At 58.5% G+C, this 20,422-nt stretch carries 14 protein-coding genes; 5 read left to right on the top strand and 9 right to left on the bottom strand.

Translation table 11 applies throughout. The features are described 5' to 3' along the window. Positions 1–642: 642 nt before the first annotated feature. Positions 643–1,560: a DUF3427 domain-containing protein gene (locus MRBLAR12_RS19700; RefSeq protein ID WP_364747824.1), complete on the bottom strand. Its 918-nt coding sequence runs from the start codon at positions 1,558–1,560 to the stop codon at positions 643–645. Continuing rightward, on the bottom strand, positions 1,557–2,483 hold the full coding sequence (locus MRBLAR12_RS19695; RefSeq protein ID WP_364747822.1) for a DEAD/DEAH box helicase: 927 nt from the start codon (positions 2,481–2,483) through the stop codon (positions 1,557–1,559). The genes MRBLAR12_RS19700 and MRBLAR12_RS19695 overlap by 4 nt, the downstream gene beginning before the upstream one ends. A 521-nt stretch (positions 2,484–3,004) precedes the next feature. Between MRBLAR12_RS19695 and MRBLAR12_RS19690 the strand changes: the two genes are divergently transcribed. Genes MRBLAR12_RS19690 through MRBLAR12_RS19675 form a run of 4 tightly spaced genes read left to right on the top strand, consistent with a single transcriptional unit; the run spans position 3,005 to position 7,893 of the window. Further along, complete coding sequence (locus tag MRBLAR12_RS19690; RefSeq protein ID WP_364747820.1) at positions 3,005–4,723, top strand: hypothetical protein; 1,719 nt, start codon at positions 3,005–3,007, stop codon at positions 4,721–4,723. Next, on the top strand, positions 4,720–5,589 hold the full coding sequence (locus MRBLAR12_RS19685; RefSeq protein WP_364747818.1) for a hypothetical protein: 870 nt from the start codon (positions 4,720–4,722) through the stop codon (positions 5,587–5,589). Before MRBLAR12_RS19690 ends, MRBLAR12_RS19685 begins: the two co-directional genes overlap by 4 nt. Then, positions 5,586–6,350, top strand: coding sequence for a DUF6339 family protein (locus MRBLAR12_RS19680; RefSeq protein ID WP_364747816.1), 765 nt, complete (start codon positions 5,586–5,588; stop codon positions 6,348–6,350). The genes MRBLAR12_RS19685 and MRBLAR12_RS19680 overlap by 4 nt, the downstream gene beginning before the upstream one ends. After that, positions 6,340–7,893 (top strand): DNA cytosine methyltransferase, encoded by a 1,554-nt coding sequence (locus tag MRBLAR12_RS19675; RefSeq protein WP_364747815.1) that lies wholly within the window; start codon positions 6,340–6,342, stop codon positions 7,891–7,893. Before MRBLAR12_RS19680 ends, MRBLAR12_RS19675 begins: the two co-directional genes overlap by 11 nt. On the opposite strand, the gene MRBLAR12_RS19670 is transcribed toward MRBLAR12_RS19675, so the two are convergent. Genes MRBLAR12_RS19670 through MRBLAR12_RS19655 form a run of 4 tightly spaced genes read right to left on the bottom strand, consistent with a single transcriptional unit; the run spans position 7,883 to position 15,285 of the window. Next, positions 7,883–9,961 (bottom strand): AIPR family protein, encoded by a 2,079-nt coding sequence (locus MRBLAR12_RS19670; RefSeq protein WP_364747813.1) that lies wholly within the window; start codon positions 9,959–9,961, stop codon positions 7,883–7,885. The genes MRBLAR12_RS19675 and MRBLAR12_RS19670 overlap by 11 nt on opposite strands. 1 nt (position 9,962) lies before the next feature. Next, on the bottom strand, positions 9,963–10,946 hold the full coding sequence (locus MRBLAR12_RS19665; RefSeq protein WP_364747811.1) for a PD-(D/E)XK motif protein: 984 nt from the start codon (positions 10,944–10,946) through the stop codon (positions 9,963–9,965). Then, positions 10,943–13,828, bottom strand: a complete 2,886-nt coding sequence (locus tag MRBLAR12_RS19660; protein ID WP_364747809.1) for a Z1 domain-containing protein — start codon at positions 13,826–13,828, stop codon at positions 10,943–10,945. Before MRBLAR12_RS19660 ends, MRBLAR12_RS19665 begins: the two co-directional genes overlap by 4 nt. Continuing rightward, positions 13,828–15,285, bottom strand: a complete 1,458-nt coding sequence (locus tag MRBLAR12_RS19655; protein WP_364747807.1) for an ATP-binding protein — start codon at positions 15,283–15,285, stop codon at positions 13,828–13,830. The genes MRBLAR12_RS19660 and MRBLAR12_RS19655 overlap by 1 nt, the downstream gene beginning before the upstream one ends. Positions 15,286–15,508: 223 nt before the next feature. On the opposite strand from MRBLAR12_RS19655, the gene MRBLAR12_RS19650 reads away from it, so the two are divergent. Beyond that, positions 15,509–17,083, top strand: coding sequence for an SIR2 family protein (locus MRBLAR12_RS19650; RefSeq protein WP_364747805.1), 1,575 nt, complete (start codon positions 15,509–15,511; stop codon positions 17,081–17,083). A gap of 538 nt (positions 17,084–17,621) precedes the next feature. Here the strand turns inward: MRBLAR12_RS19650 and MRBLAR12_RS19645 are convergent. The 3 genes from MRBLAR12_RS19645 to MRBLAR12_RS19635 all read right to left on the bottom strand — a co-directional run bounded on the left by MRBLAR12_RS19645 (position 17,622) and on the right by MRBLAR12_RS19635 (position 20,417). Further along, positions 17,622–18,893 (bottom strand): PD-(D/E)XK nuclease family protein, encoded by a 1,272-nt coding sequence (locus MRBLAR12_RS19645; protein WP_364747803.1) that lies wholly within the window; start codon positions 18,891–18,893, stop codon positions 17,622–17,624. An 89-nt stretch (positions 18,894–18,982) separates the two neighbouring features. Next, positions 18,983–19,651, bottom strand: a complete 669-nt coding sequence (locus tag MRBLAR12_RS19640) for a hypothetical protein (RefSeq protein WP_414645542.1) — start codon at positions 19,649–19,651, stop codon at positions 18,983–18,985. A gap of 94 nt (positions 19,652–19,745) precedes the next feature. Beyond that, on the bottom strand, positions 19,746–20,417 hold the full coding sequence (locus MRBLAR12_RS19635) for an NUDIX hydrolase (RefSeq protein WP_364747800.1): 672 nt from the start codon (positions 20,415–20,417) through the stop codon (positions 19,746–19,748). Between the last annotated feature and the right edge of the window lie 5 nt (positions 20,418–20,422).

Below are 20,422 nucleotides of genomic sequence, written 5' to 3'. Positions count from 1 at the left end.
GCGTTAGCGCCGTTTCCCCGTCCCTTGAGATGTTCCTAACCTGACACGGCGCCACCCAGCATCGGTCTCCAGATCTTGGCGGGGGGTGTCCTGAAAGAACGACCAGTGATCTCCACCCTTCATGCGACTCTTGGGATCTGGATATACTCCAGTTGCTTTTTTGGTAGGCAGCATTTCGGGGCGTTCTCGCTTTGCAGTTACTGACTTTTGGGTTTGAGATCGGGAATTAGACTTCGATGTATCCGTTGAAACCGCATGGTTTCCTCGGGCTGCCTGTGATTTTCTCGGCTTCCGTCGTGAAGCGGAGGTAGCGGCAGCTTTTCCGGACCCCGGGCACAAGCTGCCATTACTAGCTGCGTGCACGATAACCTTTCCCGCCACAGGCTTTGCGGTTAAAGATTTGCTACATACTTGGCATCGCCATCCGAATTCTTTCGAGCGATCTGTCCTTGCCACTTTTCCTCCGAAAAAATCTTGATGGATGTAACCTACAGCAACTGGCCGCCAAAAGCCGGCATCTTTTGCTGCTCGAATCGTGGATTGATGAATGACACAATCGACCGCTAGCACGCAGCCTTAGACCACGGAGGACCTTAGACTGCCTAATTTCGGCTGCAACTAATAGGCCTCACCGCAGGGATCCTATTGAGCCACCGCAGCCGCCGTGGCGTAGACACCCGCCGGCATCGGTCGGTGCAGCTTCCAGGTGATCGCAATCGGTTTCTCCCCGGAGTGCTGCACATAGTCCACCTGGCCGAGGCACGTGTACGGTACGGTCAGCCCGGTCTCGTCCTCTGACGTGTCCCGCGTGAAGATCAGGATCTTAGTGCCGTGCGCGGCCCGGTCCAGGTACCGCCTGCCCGTCGGGCTTCCGGGCGAGGTGGCGTTCTGCGATTCCCAGTGGAACAGCTCCGGGCTGATGGCGTAGTCCCGGTACATGGTCGTAGCCGAATGCTTCTTGTCGTCTTTGTTGAGCGTGACGAAGAAGGCGTCGGTAGACGTCGCCGGGCACCAGGCCACGCCTTCGCGGTGCTGCACGTTCTTGCCGAGCTCCAGCGACCCGTATTGCAGGGCCGCCAGGATCTCCTCTCGCCGGTAGGTGGCGTGAGAGAGCAGCGGAACGTGCTGCAGTCCCGCTCCCAAACCCTTGGCGGCATGCTTGGATGCGGCCACGCCGAGCTTTACGAGCTGGCGGATCTCGCTGCAGACGAACTGGTAGCCGCGCAGATAGTCGAGGCCGGCGTCGTACGACTGGAAGTCCCCGCCGTCGTCCCAGAGCGTGTAGTACAGCATGCGGGCGAAGGTCGGTTCTCGCACTCCCAGCTCCGCGTAGCGGGGCGCACCAGGTTCGACCAGCATCGAGTTAGCCTCCGCCCGTTCCGGATCGCCCACATGAATCAGGGCGGCCATGCGGCCGAGGAGCTTCTTCTCGCCGGCGTCGGAGAGCTCCTGAATCCTGCCGCTGAGGACTGCCTCCACCGGCGAGAACCCGTCGATCAAGCCGGCCTGGCGGAGGTAGCCGATCCACGAATCCCTGGTGGACCGATAGATCGATTTCACGTCGTTTCCGGACCGCTCCAGGTAGGCCTCCAGTTCCGTCTCCGCGTACGGGCGATGTCCTTGACCAGCTGGCCGCGGTTGAACCGCAGCTGGGCCTTGATATTGTCCAGCACGACTTTCTGCGCCACCCGGTCCAGCACAATCTGGGAGCCCGACGGCAGGTACGGGAACTCGCCCTCGACGGCCTTTTCCAGCTCCTTGCGCCCGTAGCCGGTGAGCGCACGGTAGCGCAGATCGAAGCGGAACTCGCGACGTTGCTGGCCGATGAAGTCCATGACGGTCAGCACCGCCTTGCCCTCGGCACGGCGCAGCCCGCGTCCCAGCTGCTGGAGGAAGATCGTGGCGCTCTGCGTGGGGCGGAGCAGCAGGATGGTGTCCACCTGCGGCAGGTCCAGGCCTTCGTTGAAGAGGTCGACGGCGAAGATGCAGTTGATCTCCCGGGTGCGGAGCCGCTCCAGCGCCGCCGCGCGGTCGGCGTCGTCGGTGCTCCCGTCGAAGGCAATGGAGGCGATGCCGGCGCGGTTGAACACCAACGCCATGTAGTGGGCGTGCTGGACCGAGACGCAGAAGCCGATGGCCCGCATCTGGTCCGTGCTGGTGACCTTATCGCGCAGTTCACGGATCACCTTGGCCGCGCGGGCGTCGTTGCCGGTGTAGAGGTTGCTCAGCTGCGCGGCGTCGTAGTTGCCGCGCTTCCACTCCAGCTGGCTGAGGTCGACGTCGTCCGAGACGCCGAAGTAGTGGAACGGCACGAGCAGATCGGCGTCCAGGGCGTCCCACAGCCGCAGTTCGCTGGCCGTGCGGCCGTCGAAGAACTGCTTGGCGACGTCGACGCCGTCGCCGCGTTCCGGCGTCGCGGTGAGCCCGAGGAGTTGCTGCGGCCGCAGGTGGTCCAGCAATGCCGGACGGTCAGAAGCTGACATGGAAAATCTCCGCACGCCATGCTGTCGGTTCCACATGTCCTAACGTCCCGCCGGTGGAAGAAAATGCTTGACTTACTACATTTCGGATATATAGTCGATATATGTTCGACAAATTGCCAGGAAATGATGTCTAGCGAATCGCGCAACGAAAGGTTCAGGCGCCTCGGGGCGACACGGGGCGACAGACTGATTCGCGAAATTTCCTTGTTAGGGAACTTAGCGAACCGAAAGAACTACGAGTACACCCCCGAAGAGGTGGACGCACTTTTTCGCCCCATCGAGGCCGAACTCAAAGAGGTGAGGGCGCTCTTCGATCCGGCCAGTCCCTCCAGTAGAAAGGTGTCGTTTGAATGAATAATGCAAATTTTGGATTCTACTTTGAGAGGTCCGGAAGAAGCGCATCGCAGGGCGCAGTCTCCCCTGCCGAGCAGTTCTTCGAAGGTTCCCTCGCGGAGTCCTCGCTCGTGCGGGAGACAGCGCAGAACTCAATCGATGCCCGCGTCGGTCTAGGTCCCGTCACTATGGTGTTCGAGCTGGCGGAGATGGCGACTGAGCTCATTCCGGGGATAACCCGACTGCGTACGCACCTGGAGCAGGTTGAGCGTCAGACAAGGGGGACCCAGGGCCACGAGGCCATGGCCACGGCGCTCCGGACCTCACAGCAGGAGATGATTTCAGTATTAAGGATCAGCGACTACGGAACCAAGGGGTTGACGGGCTCCGAATCAATGCACGATCCGACTTCACCCCTGAGCGCCCTGACGAGGGGGGCGGGAATCTCCGCGGACGACGGCTCCCGTGGCGGGTCCTTCGGTATCGGATCCGCCGTCGGCCCAATGGCCTCGAACATGAGCACCGTCCTTTACACGTCGTTGCCGATAGACGAAAAAGAGACGGTTCTCGCCGGCTACAGCTGCCTTGCCAGCCACCGCGACGCGAACGATGTATGGCGTGGCGGAGATGGCTTTTACACCGACCTCACCGATGAGAAGGATTTCCGCTACCTGCGCAACCCGGAAGCCCTGGGACCTTTCCCCATGCGCACCGAGCCGGGCACGGACGTCTTCATCCTCGGATACCGGAAATCGGGAGCGGACCCCGATCTGCAGCACATCAAGGTCGCGTTCATGCGTAACTTTCTGATGGCGATTGACCGCGGAGGACTGATCGTCAAGGGCATCACGCCCACGCATACCTGGGAGCTGGATCAGGTCAGCTTGGAAAAGCACGTTGTCGAGGACGCGGAGGCTCAGGCCTTCTACCGCGCCATTAGGGACCCCGAACCGATCCGGCATACGAGCAAGCGGCTCGGCAAGTTGGCTCTCTACATCAACATCGACGACGACAGCCTTGAAAAGACCCTGCACACCATAACCGTGCGGAAACCGTTGATGAGAATCGACGTCTTTCGCCACACCTCCATTCCGGTCAAGTATGCGGCCGTCTTGGAGTGCTCGGATGACCACGGAAACAAGCTGCTGCGCACCTTGGAGCCTCCGCAGCATCACAAGTGGGATCCCGGCCGAGCTGCTTACGGCGAGTCGTTGCTGCGTGAACTCAAGAACTTCGTCCGAGACGGTCTCAAGAGCAGAGTCAAACAGCAAATCGGCGACCAGGTCGTCATCAAGGGTCTGGCGCGGTATTTGCCCACTGAGTTGTTCGAGGAAAAGTCCGGGACTCTGCGCAGCGCCGGAACACCGGAGGACGGTCCCGGCACTGACCAAGAGTCAAGCACCGTGCAGGGCTCGGACGGCGAACTGACACAGGTCGCGACGCGAGAGCGTCCGACAGTCCGCGTCGGTGTACGGACTTCGGCCGGCGCCGAAGGCACCTCCCCCACGGATAAGGGCAAGGATCAGGGCGGTGAAGGCACCCGGAATAAGAAAGGCGGCACTCTGCCTGGGGACGGCGAGCAGGGAAAAGGCGCCGGAAGGATCACGGCGGGAGAGGTGCGCTTCCGCAGCTGGTCAGATGCCACGACCGGCGACTTGTGCTTGGCTATAACCCCTCTGGAGGACGTCTCCGGCGATCTCGAACTTGTGCCCCTTGGGCCTGGAGGCAGCATGGAGGACGACTACATGCTGCCCATTTCCGAAGGCGTGCTGACCGTTGGAGGCGCCAGCGAGCCCTTGAAGCATCAGGGCAACGTCCTATCGCAGCTGCAGCTGAAGGCAGGCATTACTTCTCACGTCCGGCTCAAGCTCTCATCAAATCACCGTTACCGTCTGGGGGTTAAGTGAATACATTCACGAAGAGGGGTTCCTACCCGCATCCGGTGCTCGACGCATCGGACGACGTGGGTTCCTCCATTGAAGTTGTCAATGTCACCATCGCGCCGAGCGTGGATGACGTGGAGATCAAGTTTCAAGTTCGGATGAGCGATCCGGACATCCAGTCGCTCATGGATGACGGCACTGCCCGGTATAGTTTCCGCTGGACCTGCAGCTCCACCATCGCCAGCGGTGAGGTCAGCGCCTCGGTCCACCAGCAGCATGTCGACGGCAGCACATACATCGGATGGATTGATCAACAGGACATCCGCGGCACAGTCAAGGTTGAAATCAGGATCATTGCGACCAGCCCAGTCGATCCATACAGCCTCCAAAACCAACACAGTGACTATGCGGGCGCATCCTTCAGCATCCTCCCGGGAGATGTTCTCGCCGACGGTGGCTTTTTCGAATTCGAGCCGGAGAAGCGCTACGATCCGCTCTCGCCACCAGTAGGGTCATGCTTCCGATTTATCGCGGACCCGAAGCTCAAGAAGGGCCTGAAGGTTAAATTCTTTGACGACGAACATGTGCTCGTGGCCTTCCCCGAAAAGACGCTTCCCGGGTTTGGCCTGCTACAGGAGCGGCCGGACCTGCAGATCAGTCTCGTAGTCCTGCCTGCGCTCATGCAGACGATTTCCTTCATCAAGGAGAACTTAGCGGCTGAGAGCGAGGGGGAAGACCTCTCCGGCAAGAAATGGTACACGGCGGTGAACCGGCTTGTGCAAGAGTCAGGATCCTATGAGGACCATTCTTTTGAACTGGCACAAAAAATTCTGGGCCATCCGCTGGATGCCTCACTGATGAAACCATTCGACGGCTTGGGGGACGAATGATGGAAAACAATCACGCCCGCGCACTGACCAACCAGGCGGTGTTCGAGCTCAAGTCCGCTCTCGACGTCGCTCAGACGCCGGACGATTTTCTGGCTGATGCTGACATCATCATCGGCCGGCCAGAGAACCAGCTGGAACTTCACCTGAACCTGGGAGTTCCGGACTCTTTAGATGCCGGATCGAAAGGAAGCACCGGACGTGATGTTGAAAACGCCCCTGTAGTTTACGACTACCTTGGCGTCCTCGATCGGGCCAACGCATCCGACCGGCGGCTCTGGACGTATCTTGCGTTCGCCACATACCGAGACTATATGGAGAAACGATGGCCCCTTGCCGAGGTGAGGAACTGGAAGGGCCGCGTTCAAGACCGCTGGCTGATGCTGAATTCCTCTCGTGACCCGCTCGTCCGGCATGGCATTTCCCGTCTGTGGTGGGTGGCGGCCATGACATATGACCCAAAACTGCAATATCCCCTCTCCAAAGCCACCGGGGATCGCTTCGCCTACACGCGAGAGGCCTTTCGGAACGAGGATCGCATCAATTCCCTGTTCCACAGAGAAGCCGGGGCCTTTTCAGACGTGGTCAGATGCGTTCTCGAACATGCCTCTCAAGGCGGCGGTTACGCGACGGACAAACACGTCGCCGCGCTGATGATGGAGCTGACGCTGGTCTACGGGTACCGTGACCTTGGTTTCTTGGACCGCAGCGCCCTCAGCGCTCTCGTCATCGAATCAGCTCCCGCTGTGAAGGATGCAGGATGAAATAGCCGTCGTGCGCCTCCACTCCGAGCTGATGAGCAAATTGTCAGCCGGGCCTGGTATCCTGGAGTTCGGATATCAAGGGGTGCATGTGTTTCCAGTTATTGATCTCTTCGCCGGGCCCGGAGGCCTGAATGAAGGATTTTCAAGCGTCAGAGACGAGCAGGGCGGCTTCGTCTTCAATACGTTGGCATCTTTTGAGATGGATACCCTTGCGTGCCAAACGCTCAGGTTACGAGCGGCGTACAGGGAGCTCGTCCGATCCGGCGGAGATCTGCAACCGTACTTCGACTACATCCAGGGCAAGAAGTCGTGGCACTCCGTTCTCACAGGTGATTTTAGAGAGGCGTATCTAGCTGCGAAGGCTCACGTCTACCAGGTGGAGCTTGGAGAGGTCAACCGCCCCGAGGTGGACAGCTTCATAGAAAAGCAGCTCGGTCCGGAGAATGAGCGAGGACATTGGGCACTCATCGGCGGGCCCCCGTGCCAGGCGTATTCCCTCGCCGGGCGGTCCCGCAGGACTGGAGACGAGTCGTTCGCCTCAGACCACAAGCACTTTCTCTACCGTGAGTATCTCCACATCCTGGGCAAGTTCAAGCCGACGATTTTTGTCATGGAGAATGTCAAGGGGCTTCTCTCGTCGAAAAATGGCGACAGCAGCATGTTCCAAACGATCTTGGGTGACCTTAAACGTCTCCCCAGCGGTGTGAGCTACGAAATCCGTTCACTAGTAGTGGACGCTGAACCACGCGACTTGAACCCGTCCGACTTCATCATCCGCTCAGAAGAATACGGCGTGCCACAGAAGAGGCACCGCGTGATTCTGCTCGGGGTTCGAAGTGATGTCGCCGCCAATATTCCTCGTCGGATTATCGAGAAGGCTGACGGGGCAGTCACGGTCCGAGCAGCTGTCCAGACGATGCCCAGCATCCGAGCCCAGACCTCCGGCAGGAAGCCGAAGATCGATCAAGACTGGGTCTCGGTCCAAGCTGAGGCACTAAGCCAGATACGCGCCATAGACGTAATGTCGAAGCCGGAACCGGTAAAGGCCGGCGTGCTGGCAGTAGATGCGTACGAATCCTGGGTGCTGGATGACAGGCTAACGATACCGGTACAGCACGAGCCCCGCGCACACATGGTTTCGGATCTTGCGCGGTATCGCGTGATGGCGGAGCTGGCAGAACGCCTGGGAAAGAGCCCGAAGTACACCGACCTGCCGGCGGCTCTCCATCCCGAACACAGGAACGTCGGCAAAGCGGGGACTCCTTTCACGGACCGCTTTAGAGTTCAGGTTTGGGACGCACCTGCCACGACGGTGGTTTCACACATTTCCAAAGACGGGCACTACTACATTCACCCGGATCCTGAGCAGACGCGCAGTTTCACGGTACGCGAAGCCGCACGCCTTCAGTCCTTCCCCGACAATTACTTCTTCGAAGGTGCCAGGACGCAGCAATTTCACCAAGTGGGGAACGCCGTTCCGCCACTGCTTTCTAAGCAGATCGGCGACGTTGTCGCCGACATGCTGGCAGCTCTCAGGGACTAAACGTTCGGAATCCCTTTGCATTTGCGGAGGAGACAAGGTTGAGCAGCCTGGCGGACTGCCGCTCGGTCGGCAGTCCTGACTTCCTGCCCGTCACTAGGTCGAGAATACTTAGGTCCGTGGGGCTGGCGACGCCGTTTCCCAACGAGAATTCGCGCAACTCCAGCCAGTGCTCCTTGGGTATTTCAAAGACACGAGTCTGTTGGTTGATTCCGTTGTCGATCTTCTGCGTTTCCTTCCCAGTCCGGCCCCTTTGCGCCACAGTGGCGGGGTCAGCAAGCCTAGCGAGGAAAGCCTCAGGAAGCCGGATCGGTACCGCGCGGACCAGGTCCCAGCAGGCTGCCTTTTTGGCCCATTCAGTAACGTTTTGTGTCGGCCGATGTTCACTCGTCAGTGCTGCCTGCACGGACTGAGCAATTTCAACCGCCACGTCCAAGACGTTTTGTGGAGCCGCTTGAGAACGCCAAATTAGGTCGAAGTCCATCAAACGGCCACGCCCTTGAGTCTCAACAAGGCTTGCCATTTTTGCCACCGTGTAGGTGACGATATTGGCAAGGTAGGCGCGGTCCCGCTGATACCACTCGGTATTCCTCACGGCCGAGTGGATACTCGAAAACAGGATTGCCTTGCCAATAGCGTCCTTGAAATAGATCTCGTTGATCGAGGATTCATCCTTATCCCATGCTCTTGCCACCATTTCCGCAAAGGCTACAAAGTTCTTCTGGGCACCTGCGCTGACGATGTGAGGACGCTGCTCCCACGACATTATGAATTTGGCCAAAGCCGGTTTGTCGAACTTCTGGTGCTTTGGATAGAGCTTGTCGAATCGTGAAGCCTCAGCTCTAGGCAGCTTATTCTTCTCATTCTCGTACTGGCCGCGTGTTCGCTCGTAGTACCACTTTGTGTTGTACGTGGCGCCCGCGACCGCCGGCGCGAGCACCCGTCGTGACAGCTCTTCGATGCGGACGTGATAAGGGCTGTTCGAAAAGAAGTCCGCTGCGCTTACGGCGTTTTGGCTGTTGGCGAACCTTGAGATGCTGGGCACGAGTTCGCTGGCCACGGCGGGCGCTACCACAACCAGTTTCATGGGGACGAAGACGTTCTGCAGTACGGCCTTATCTTTGGCCTCCTTGTCAACGAAGAACAACGACGCCGTCGTCTGGCCGCCGTTGACGATTTGGAGGTCCTCAATAGTCAGGATGGTTGACTTCTCACCATCCGTTTGCACCGAGGTGGCCGTCGCGGTGACTCCGTTGTTGAACGCCATAAAATTTTGGGGAGCAGAGTAGATAGTCTCGCGGATTCCCTTATTGACCTTGCCCCTGTTGGTCAAATAAGAGCGCACGTTGCTCTCCAGGAGCCGGCTGCCGTAGCGTCCGTAGAGTCCCGCTAGGACGTTTCCAGGCACGGACGCAAGGTAGGTCGCAAACTCCGGAGTTGACTCAACCTTTAGCGCAGGGAGGCCCTCTTCCTGCCACTCTCGTAGGTCAATTCGCAGCGCTTCCCGGCCGCTCTGCGATTCATGGAGTTGATGCAGGCGGTCAACGTCCCAGAGCTGGTAATCGACGGGAATTCCGTTCAATGCTTCGCTCGGAAGCTCACGCAGCCGGTTGCTCAGTTGCCCATCCGTCAGCAGGTAAAGACGGTACCGTGAGACGTTGCCCCCGCGGTTGCGGAGGTCGTAAGCAAGCTGGTAAGCCGGCGAGCTTTCCTCCCGGCCCTCCAAGAAGCTTCCATCGAGCGAATCGGCTAGAAAGTACTGAAGCGCTTTCAGAGCGGCTTTGGCGTCTGTGGAGGAAACGACTTGAATTTCAGGCGAGCCGACATAGATCGTCGCCACTAGCGCAACACTGTTGTCGGCGTTGTCGAGGTCGTAGCCGTTTACCTTCAGCCTGCGCCGCCGCGTCCCCGTCCCGTCAAAGTCAAGGGTGACGACATCGTCAAACTCTCCTGCTTCTGTAAGCAACTCCGCGCAATGTCGCGCGAACGCCGTAGCCGTAAACTCACCGTCGGCGTCGGCCAAGGACCCGACCGAAGCTAGCAAGTTCTCGTGGTAGCTCTGAACGTTCACTTTAGATGACCCCGTAATTCTTCATTCGGTTGAGTGCCATATCTGCATCGATTGCGAATTGATCGAGCGCTGTTAGCTCCAGGCGGTACTTCACCCCGGCCACTCCTGTCGCTAGGTCTCGAGGAGTGATGCGGGGGAAATCGTCGGAAACGATGTAGTAGTCATAACTGCGGCTGCTGAAGTACATCCGGCCGTATATCTCATCGTTTGGGTCAAACCCCAGCTCATCCAGTGCACTGTCAAACGCTTCAAGATCTCCGTCGTCAAGAGCGACGGAGTCCTTCGCGAGGACGACCTTGTCCGCGAGCGACGTGAACCCAGGAAAAGGCATCGCGCTATCGGCAACCTCAACCGTCACAAGAACAATATTGTCGCCGTCGAGCTGATATTCAGAAGCGATCCTCAACGCGTGAGTGCTGGCATGCCGACTCTTCACTTCATAGTGAACATCAACGAACTGGAAGTCTTGGTCGGATCCATAAGGTCCCTGCCAGCCTTCGACGACCACAGAGGAGCCAACACTTGGTCCAAGGACGTAGAATCCAAATTCCAACTCTGCATACAGGCCCCTGCACTCCTCCATACTCAGCACTCGTTTTTTCGAGGCTTGGAAGAGCTGACGCCACTCTGCAAAGCACTCCATGGCCGTGGAAAGCCCGGCGCTTTCAGTTACGGCCTCGGAAACCTTTTCGTGCACATGACCACACAGCTGCATGAAGACTTCGCTGAACTTGGGGTCCTCCAACGTGAGTAGAAGTATCCACGTCCCGTCGTGCTCCCGCTCCGCCCGAACGATAGATACCGCATCAGAAAGTTGGGGAAGGCCTGGCGGTTGGCGGGTGATCAGGCCGAAGCTCAATCGACCGACTTCGTCCGCGCCATAAACCATCCGCGTAGCCAGCATTGGGTCGAGCTCACGGAGAGTGACCAGCCCGCTGCGGACTTCGTCGTTCCAGCGTTCCGGAGTCCACGAGTCAGCAGTCATGACAGCTCCTCATAGTCAGCCATCCAGTACTTCTGCGCCACTTTGTTCAGAACGTACTTAACCCTGCCGTTCTTGCTGTTGTAATCGGAATCAGACGTCGGCAGAGCAATCTTAAGAGCGATAAAGGCAGCTTCGGGATGCTTTGCAGCCGCGGTAAGTTCGCCCTTGAGCGCGGCAGTCTCCGGTGAGGCGGTTGCGCCATCTTCGTGCTCGACACCTTCTTCATGGCTGGGCTCGACGGCATAAATCATCAACTGGGGGCGAGGCAGATGCCGATACAGTGCGCGTTCGGGAACGTGGCTACTAGAAGCGGAATCAGTTCCCTCGGCAGTCTCCGCCTTCTTGTCCTTTTGATATGCCGCAATGGCCTCTGCTTCAACGTGCGGATCCAGGACCCTACGCAAATCGTCACTTCCCGCGAGCCGCGTCTTTTTTCCACTCACCCAGAGCGATGATCCGGTGAGCGTGCCGTCCTTGGCAGTCAGGTGTCGGAGCATCAAAGCACGCGAAACCTTAAACACCGGGTTCTCAGGCACGAGGTTAGGCAGGCCTGTCAGCTCCGCGTCTTCCTTTTTCTTGGGGCCGTTCATGAAGGTCACGTCCCATGTTTGGAACTGCTCCCCAGGGCTAGCCCGAACCATCCTTTCGAGCCCGCTTCCAGTGAAGAAGATGTCGTCGTCAGCTGCCTTGTAGCTGTGCAGCAAGTCCGCGACGAGCCCCTTCGGGACGTCTCTGAACCGTGTATAGCCGCGGACGGTTTCGTCGGTTGAGCAGCCGGCAGCCAGTGCAGCTTTTGCCAGATCCTGAGCGGCCGCGAAGTTCACCGCTTGGACTGTCAGGTCTGCCGACAGTTTTCGAGTCTCCAAGTTCCGGCCGAGAAGGTTGACCTCCTTCTCGTACTGAACGGTGTGCTTCATTTTGTTCCTGGCCGTGATGAGCAGTGACTCCGGGTGTTGCTGAACTGCCAGGCCAAAATCGCGCGGTGTCATGTTGTTCCGGTGCATGTGTGCGAGGTCGTCCCGAAGTTCTTGGATCGCTCCACCCACGAACCGATAGTCCGCGGCAGACTTTTCGCTGATCCACAACCTACATACATCTTGGAAACCGTCACGGTAGCCAAACCATCGCGCCATCTGCATCATGGTGTCAGCAGCGCCCACGCTGCGGTGGAAGTAGCTGACGAGCAGGCCGTCCAGCGTAAGTCCTCGACTGAGCAAGTCACCGCCGACGGCGATCTGCCTCGTCGGAACCTCCTCGCGATAGTCCTCGTCCTCCGCCTTGTCCACACTTGAGTTGTAGACCTTCACTCGGACGTCGGCGACGGACTTGTGAAGCTCGGCAAGAATCGCGGTCCAAGCCGGACCCGTTGAAACGAACTGCTTCTCGAACGTGGATTTCAGCTCGTCGAGAGCAGCGTTACTTTTCCCGCCAGCGTAGGGGATCGCATGTAGTTCGATAGCTGATTTGTATCGGTACAGCTCCTCGGTCAATAGGTCTCCGACAACGTCCTGAACATTAGTAAAACGAGATACGTTGACTAGCATTGACCGCTTGGATGGTGCCTTAACTCGAAGATCCAAGATTGCGTTCGCAAGGAGGTAGCTCCTGATTGCTTCCTTCAGGCTCTCCGGGAGGGCACCAACCGGTTGGGTTTTTCGGTGTTTCACCGGGATCCATTGCTGAGCGTCAGTGAGGTACTGTACCGACTGCGGACGGTCCTCTTCGTCGGTACCAAATGTTGCCCGTATTCCGACGTAGTTGTTCGGGGCCTCTAGCGGATAGATGTAGTCCTCAGGGAAGAGATCGTCCACGGCTTCACCGTCGACTTCGACGCTTCCGGACGCTTCGTAATCAATGAAGATGTTGGCGAAAGGCGTCGCCGTAATTGCTACGTAGGATGACCGTGTAAAGCTGGACAAAATCTTTCGGATTGAACCGTTGATCGCGGTGGGGTCCTCCGCCTCGTTTGTGTTAACGGACGCGTAATCCGATTCATCATCAAGAAGCAGTACAGGAAGGTCTATGGTTCCATGGCTGTCGGCCCTGCCCCGAGCCCAGCCGTTGACCGCGTCCAAGACATACTTGTTCTTCTTTAGAACGAACACAAGTGGTCCTGACGACTGCGAGGGAAGAGGAACGTCAATCCCGTTCTTCGTGGCCTGCAAATAGTCCATGAGGACTGTGGTCAGGCTGGTGGCGTTGGCGACTTCTTGGTCAATCTTCCCAACACCGATGTGTACGTCCTTGAGGACAGCCCCTTTCGGCATACCGACCCGGCGCGTATCCCGGCCAATAAAGCCCTCGTCCACTCGCTCGTGTGTTTGACGCCTGAGGTACTCGGTGTTGCCTGAGAGAATGATAATAAGCCTGTACCCAGCATCCGCCGCCTTATTGATCAGTGCTAGGTAATTCTGCGTCTTGCCGGACTGCACGTCACCGATGATTAGTCCGCGGCGGTTCCAACGGCCTGGTTTTTGCGGGTTGCCTGCGAGGTCCAAAACGTCGTCGGTGAACTTGTCGAGGCGATCGAGGACGCGTCCGGAACGCCCCTGCTTGGACAGCATCTTCCGGTAGGCACGCCACCTACGCCAGTTGATCTCAGATTTGCTGTCTTTGAGCCACGGTTCGTGGTCGTCCTTCGTAACTGGTTTGCCTTCAATCTGAATATCCGCGCTCACTGCGGTCAAGATATATCGGAAGAGCTGGTCCAACTCGTCTTCGCTGGCATCCGTCCGCATGATCGGCGTGCATGCGTCAAATGCTGCTCTGACATCTAGTTCTTGAAGGCCGATTTTCGTTTCACCCGTAGTCTGGTCGGTGAGCAGCCCGAGGACCGCTCCCTCTAGCGCGGACAATGGGAACACCATAGTGGGAATTGTCATCAGTTCTTTACCGCATTCTCAAGAATTCCGCGCGCGCGGGGATGGTTATTGAAGGGCTCTGCGTTGAGCATTGAGTCGACGAACAGTTCTTGGCCGAGTGTCCCGTTTAGGGATTCCCAAAGGGAAACCGCCAGCATGTTCAGTTCGGCGTCCTCCACGGCCTGCGGCGAGTGAACTGCATCCTGGCCAAGTCTGTTGTAGACGTCTTCCACCGGAAATGATTGCTCTAACATTGTGATCAGAGCCCCCAACAGCGCGGAGTCATCTGATTTCAGGCTTCCAGCCAACGCAACGACCGCTGGGTGATTTCGATTTACTTCATAGCGGAACGACGTCCGGTCATCAACTACGTCCCACAAGTGGCTGACCGGTCCCCCGCCCGCTCGCCTTCCCCTGTATTCGTGAATACGACGACTAGGTCCGACAATGTTGTCTGCGACTTGGCGCAGCCTGTTTCTAATGGCAGGCGGAGGAACGGCTTGGGCCTTCTTGATGTCCAAAGCCCACAAGTGATCCAGAGTATTCGGGATGTCCACCCGTACGCGCGCGAGTTTTCCGAGCTCCTGTTTTGGAGCAATCCGGAACCACGTGCCCCAGATAACGAGCCGCTTTTCCCTGTAAATGTAAAACCCTTGGCTGTCCCTCAGGGACCCATCGACCTGGGCCTTCTGCCTGTCTGCGCTGCTAAGTTTGTTCAGATGCGGAAGGGTGAAGGGCCTAAGCTCGATGACTTCCCCCTCGACATATATCTTCTCGACCGGTCCAGGCTGAGTCGCCTTGTGGTTCTGCAGGAGTGGGTCGGCGCCTTCAATCTCGCGATAGTTGATCGCGATATCAAACTTGTTGCCGTGCTCGCCCGCCAAGTACCGGTGGAATACAAGCCCCAGGTGCTTACGAACGCGCACCATGCTCTCGTCGAGCCCACTCCCCAGGTTTCCGGTCGTGGCTTCCAGCTGGTCGAGCTTCCGCCACAGAACCAATGTCCCAGACGGATGCTTTTCCAGTTCCGAGAACTCTGGAAGCGTACGGCATTCGCCTTCTGAAAGCCGGAGCAGGCTCCATGTGCCGGTTTGTATCAAGTAGTCCAGATCCCACCGGTACCCGTGGAGCTCACCGTCTTTTTTTGAAACAACAGTCAAATCGCGGCACTGCGATATGGACGCCGTCTTCAGGCCCAGCCCAAACCGTCCCAGGTCGTTCGTTGCTCTGCCTGACAGCGAACTCTTTCCTGCCAGCCGCATTGCGTTCTGAGCCTCGGACGAAGTCATACCCGCGCCATCGTCAATGATGGCAACGTAGCTGTCCCCTTCGCCATAGAAGAGAAGATCAACGCGAGATGCGCCTGCCGTTATCGAGTTGTCAATCAAATCTGCGATGGCGGTTTCGAGGGTGTAGCCCACGGCCCGCATCGACTCCATGAGGTGCGGATCGGGCACCATGGTTATCGCTTCAGTCAATCTTTCCCCCACACATATCCCATCCACCGGCAAAGAACGCTCGATGGTGAGATAACAATAACCTCAGGGACTGACATTTCTCGGCGGCACAAGGCCAAGTGTCGCCCGGTGCCGTTGTCCGAGGGGCTGGCGCTTTCATCGGCATGCCGGCCCGCGTCCGCTATGCATGCCTCTCTCGGCTCGTGAACCCCACAGCTGGCGAGGCATCTGATAAACAGAGTTCATGACCAACCCGCACGTGTACGTGGCCATGGCCGACATTCTGAATCTCAGATGTGACGCATGGCTCTTGCCAACGGACGCAAGCGTCCGGATCGAGCACCATTGGCTCGTGGCCCATCCTGAGCTCCGGAAGCTCGCTGCCACTTCGGCCTCGGCAGACTTTCGTGATGGCGTTTCCCTCGCTGAAGCGATCCGGCCCTGGGACAATAATGTCCCCCTGCCCATAATGACCGCGGTCCCGGAAGACGCCAATTGGACGCCTGCTGCCGTTACCAAGAGGCTTGAAGCATTCGTACGAAGTGCCATGGCTGCAATTCCGGAGTCAGGCAAGCGTCCACAGCGGCTCCTTGCCTTACCATTTTTCGGCACGGCCGGAGGTGGGGCCGGTAACCACCTCGGCGCTGCGCTGCGGGCGATTCTCGACGCCTGCATTGACCTCGCGTCCCGCTACGGCATCGACCTAGTCCTGGTGCTGCGAGACAAAGCTGCCTTCTCACTTGCGCAGAAGCTACGCCGTGGGGCATCCGACCAATCGTCTTGGCCTTCCCTCGGTTCTCAACTGCATGAAACTGCAAGATCGCTGGGTGGCATAGCCCGAGCCGGACAACTAGTTCCCTTCTTGGGCGCCGGGGTCAGCGTTAGCGCTGGCGCTCCAAGCTGGAGTCAACTACTCGGCAAACTCAAAGAGGGCGTCCAGTTTGAGACAATCGACGACAAATCGTTCGATCGACTAAATCTGCTTGACCAAGCAGGCGTTCTCGAACAGCTGTACGCCGATCAGGGCAAATCACAGAACGCATTTGGCGAGGCCATTGCACAGGCAGTTGATCTGCCGAAATATGGGCTGGCGCCGGCACTCCTCGCAACTCTGCCATCCGCTGGCGCAATCACATTGAACTACGACAGGCTTTTCGAGAAGGCTTGTAGCGATGCTCAAATGCCACGAACTGTACTCCCCGAGAATGTTCCCGCCGTCGGCAACAACTGGCTGCTGAAGTTGCACGGCTCAGTCACTCAACCTGACAGCATTGTGCTCACACGGGATGATTATCTTGGCTACAACAGCAACAGGGACGCCCTCTCTGCCTTGGTCAAAGCGCATCTGCTGACGCACCATCTGCTATTCGTCGGCTTCGGTCTCGCCGACGACCATTTCCACGAAATTGTTCACGACGTCAGGCGTGCACTACCAGGCGACGCCTCCAAGAGTCACAAGATGGGCACAGTCCTGTCCCTCTTTCACGAGCCACTGCAAAATCTTGTCTGGGCGGGGCGACTAGATATCTTGCCCATGTCAGGCGTCGCCCCTGACCTGGACTTCGACAAAGTTGCGACACAGGCCGCTGTTGCGGCCGCGGGAAGGGAACTCGAGATCTTCCTGGACATGATGATGGCCTACGCAACTGACAACCACTCCTATCTGCTGGCTCCCGCATACAACCGCGGGCTCTCCAATCACGAAAGCCAACTCCGACAGCAGCTTCTGGCGCTCGCGGAACATGAGCGGTCAGCAGATACAGCGGAAGTCTGGGGCGTCATAGATACCGCACTACGCGAGCTGGGGTTGAAGACCTGACCTTGGCGTTCGTTGCATGCCAGCGTGTCCGCCATTGGCATTGCCTTCACCGCCGCCCGAGCAATCCAGCACACGCCGGTATGCCAAAATGCCGGCGTACGTTGTTCCAAGCCTCGTTTCGCTCATTTACATTCTTGCGCCAGAGAGCGTGCCTGCCAAGGTGATACGTCGCTACGACTTGGATACCTATGGACTTCAAGTGCCCCGGCTGGCAACACACTTATGATTTGCGCCTCAGTCCCGCCGCGGAGCGGTGCCCGGTGAGGTGGGTATCGGTTCCCCAACTGGCCTTCCCGAAACAAATCGCTGCCCATTCGGCGAACCACCCCAGTTGACCTCAATGACGTTGTGACCGATGGAATGGCGGTCGAGGTGGGTGGCATGTGCGACCGTCAGGTCTAGCAGCTGCTGCACCGACAACCCCGCAATTTTCTTGTACAGGTAGACAAAATCTGGATCAAAGTGGCCGAATGGTCCTTCCTGTTTGGAGCTGGAGGAAAGAGCTGTGCCCGTAGTGCCGAGGATGGCGTCGAGATGATCAAACGAGAAGAGTTCCGGATATCGCCGAGCAAACTCTGCCCGTTTCGACTTCGTCGATTCCTGTGCCATTGAGATGGTCGAGGACCACGGCAAGGCGCAGAACGCCCTCTTGATACTGCCATCCAGCGAAGATTTCCTCGTCACCTGCCATGGTCCGCGTGAACCATGAAACTTGGGGAAGCGAATGGCTCATGCCGCTTTCGACGCCAGATGGATCGAGTCCCGCTTCGGCCAATTTTTCGCTAAGCACGCCGGCAACGTGGGCGGCCCGCGCTTTCATCAACCCTGTCACGGCCTGCTTGGGTAGTGCCCGGGCCAAAGTCAAGGCGTCGAGGAAAGCCTCCTCCTCGGTGCTTGAAATCAGTGCATGCGCCATAAGCGCTGACAAAGCGCGGAGCACAGTGCAGTAGCGACGCACCGTCTCAACCTCGTACGAATCTGGAGTTCCGTCGAATGCCAACTCCAAGGATTCGGCTAACGTCTCGAAGCTAAGGTGATGCCAGACAATCGGGGTGCCGTCTTTGAATTCAAGCCCTGTAGAGTATCCACGTTCTAGGAAGGAGTGTCTGGTCGGGCTCAGCAGGAGGGCGCCGCCAACTGGCAACTTCCATTTCGACATCTTGCTGGCGTATCTATCAAGTTGATCGGGGTGTGGGACGGAAAAGACCTTATTCTCGATCACCAAGGATCCCCGGTCCGGCCAATGCATGACCAGATCGAGGTTCTCCCGCTCGCGCTCTACACGTCGGTCTCCCGAACCCGCAGCCCCGCCAGCGACCAACGATCCGAACACTTCATCGGCATGCGCGGGAAATGTCTCGAAGATCCATGCCAAGACGTTGCTATGAAAGAGCTCACTGTTGCCGAACATGATCCTGCCAAGAGCCTCGGTTTGCAGGAGACCCGAGATATCTTTGGCGTTTTCGTCAACCGGACCGGGCACGCCCTCCAAGAAAAGGCGGACCGGGTTTGCAGCCCCTTTCCCCGGCGCCAGGTTCCGAACGGACGAGCCCAGCCACGACCGCGTCTCGTCGGTCTCGCGCCCTTCGAAGTACCAACGGCTTGACGATCCCGCTGCCTCCCAAGGGGCCGTACCGTCGTCGGCCCTGCCCCACCTGTCAATCTCATAGGCGGCGCGAACCACACCATCTGCAATTCCAAGAGCAATTTCCGCCCGGTTCCGACTTCCCTCACTGATACGCCAGTTGCCGCGTGTCGCGTCATAGAGGCGCATTTGGGACTTATCTTCCCGGTAAGTCTTGCTGATCACGAACATTACCACTGGGCGTTGAATGGCAGGCACGGACCTTATTTCCATGCCGCCTTCGACCGTACTAATTATCAAAATACTTCCTATGGTTAGAAACGGAACGACTTCTGCTTCGGCAAGATGTCGCCGAGAACTTCCAGAATCAGCGAATAGATCCGGCCGTTGAGTGCACGGTACCGAGCATGAAGATCAATCGTTTGGCCACGGGTTTCCAACCAGCCAAAGTTATCTAGCTGGGCAACAGCTTCGCTATCCCTGAACAGAGACCACCGAGTGTCCTCCCACTCTTGCAGCCGGTCGCCGGTCGTCAATGACTCCGGGTCCAGTGGCCCACCGCGGCTTTCTCCTGTTGACCACTGCACTCGGTCGCCCAATGTCAGCTCCAGCATCGACGCCATGACGCGGTAACCCAGGGCCCTGGGCGAGGTCGCAGGCGACTTCTCAGGACGATGGATGCCTCGGGATTCTTCCAACGCAATTGCAATCGCCCGTGGGCCCGTCATTCCAAAGGCCCTATCCCACGGAATCTGGAAGTCACCGCCTGCTCCCGCGGTGAAACCCAAGCCACAACGGCGCGCCTGATATGCCATGCCTCTGACGTCGGCCATCATCAACGCGTCGGCCATAGCGGAGGAGCCGTCACCACCTGTCAACCCTATGTAGACGCTAGGGTCTCGCCGACTTAGTTCGCTCGCTACGCGCCAGGACAAGGCGTTTATGTGCTGGTACCGAAGCGTCCCGTGTTCTGCGTAAATCATTGCGCTCCTTTGTAACCGGTCATGCGCTGACCTGTTCGTCATTGACATCATTCTTCATGCAGAGCACCGCCGCTCGAGCGCCTCGTCGGACGTTTCATGCCGTGCCCCGCACCCACAACCGCGAAGGCCTCCCCCGCGTCCCGTCCGACATCTGCCCGGTTCCCGTCAGCTTCGGCTCCATAAACCGCCGGAACGTGTCCCGCATCAACGGGGCACCAGCCACCGCCTCGTGCAGCTCCCGAAGGTCCTTCAGCGTGAACGGCTCATCCAGCAGCGCACCGGGATCCGGCGCCTCGACATAAGCGGCCCGCAGCCACTCCGCTGCCTTGGCCACAATGTCCGCGTGCCCATACGGCAGCCCGGCGATCAGCTCCGGTTCCCCGGTCACGGAAGCCAGCCTGACGCCGTCGGACTCTAGAGCTTCCCGCAGTGCCGCCAGAGGCACCACGTCAACGTGCGCCACCGACAACACCCAGCCGCGGTCGTCGCGCCCCGGCTCGTCAAACACCTGAAGCTGCTGCGGCACCCGTCCCGAGATCCCGGCCTTCTCCCGCAGGCAGCGCAGCACCGCATCAGCCAGGGTCTCGCGTTCGCGCAGGAACGTCCCCGGCAGGGCCCACTGTCCGTGCTGGTGGTCCTCCGCGCGGCGCACGAGCAGCACGCACACGCTTCCCTCCGCGACAGTCAGCACCGCCGTATCCACGGCCACCGACGGCCGCGGGTAGTCGAGCAGGGACGGGGCAGTGCTGTTCTTGGAATCCTTCACATCAT

Source organism: Arthrobacter sp. LAR12-1-1.1, from assembly GCF_040676555.1.
In the GTDB taxonomy this organism is placed as follows: domain Bacteria; phylum Actinomycetota; class Actinomycetes; order Actinomycetales; family Micrococcaceae; genus Arthrobacter.
The sequence above is the reverse complement of the archived record's forward strand: the minus strand, read 5'-3'. Positions and strand labels throughout refer to the sequence as shown.

Coding starts and splice junctions, on each gene's coding strand:
- MRBLAR12_RS19695 (WP_364747822.1), bottom strand. CDS start 2,483: ATGTCAGCTTCTGACCGTCCGGCATTGCTGGACCACCTGCGGCCGCAG.
- MRBLAR12_RS19690 (WP_364747820.1), top strand. CDS start 3,005: ATGGTGTTCGAGCTGGCGGAGATGGCGACTGAGCTCATTCCGGGGATA.
- MRBLAR12_RS19680 (WP_364747816.1), top strand. CDS start 5,586: ATGATGGAAAACAATCACGCCCGCGCACTGACCAACCAGGCGGTGTTC.
- MRBLAR12_RS19675 (WP_364747815.1), top strand. CDS start 6,340: ATGCAGGATGAAATAGCCGTCGTGCGCCTCCACTCCGAGCTGATGAGC.
- MRBLAR12_RS19665 (WP_364747811.1), bottom strand. CDS start 10,946: ATGACTGCTGACTCGTGGACTCCGGAACGCTGGAACGACGAAGTCCGC.
- MRBLAR12_RS19660 (WP_364747809.1), bottom strand. CDS start 13,828: ATGACAATTCCCACTATGGTGTTCCCATTGTCCGCGCTAGAGGGAGCG.
- MRBLAR12_RS19650 (WP_364747805.1), top strand. CDS start 15,509: ATGACCAACCCGCACGTGTACGTGGCCATGGCCGACATTCTGAATCTC.
- MRBLAR12_RS19640 (WP_414645542.1), bottom strand. CDS start 19,651: ATGATTTACGCAGAACACGGGACGCTTCGGTACCAGCACATAAACGCC.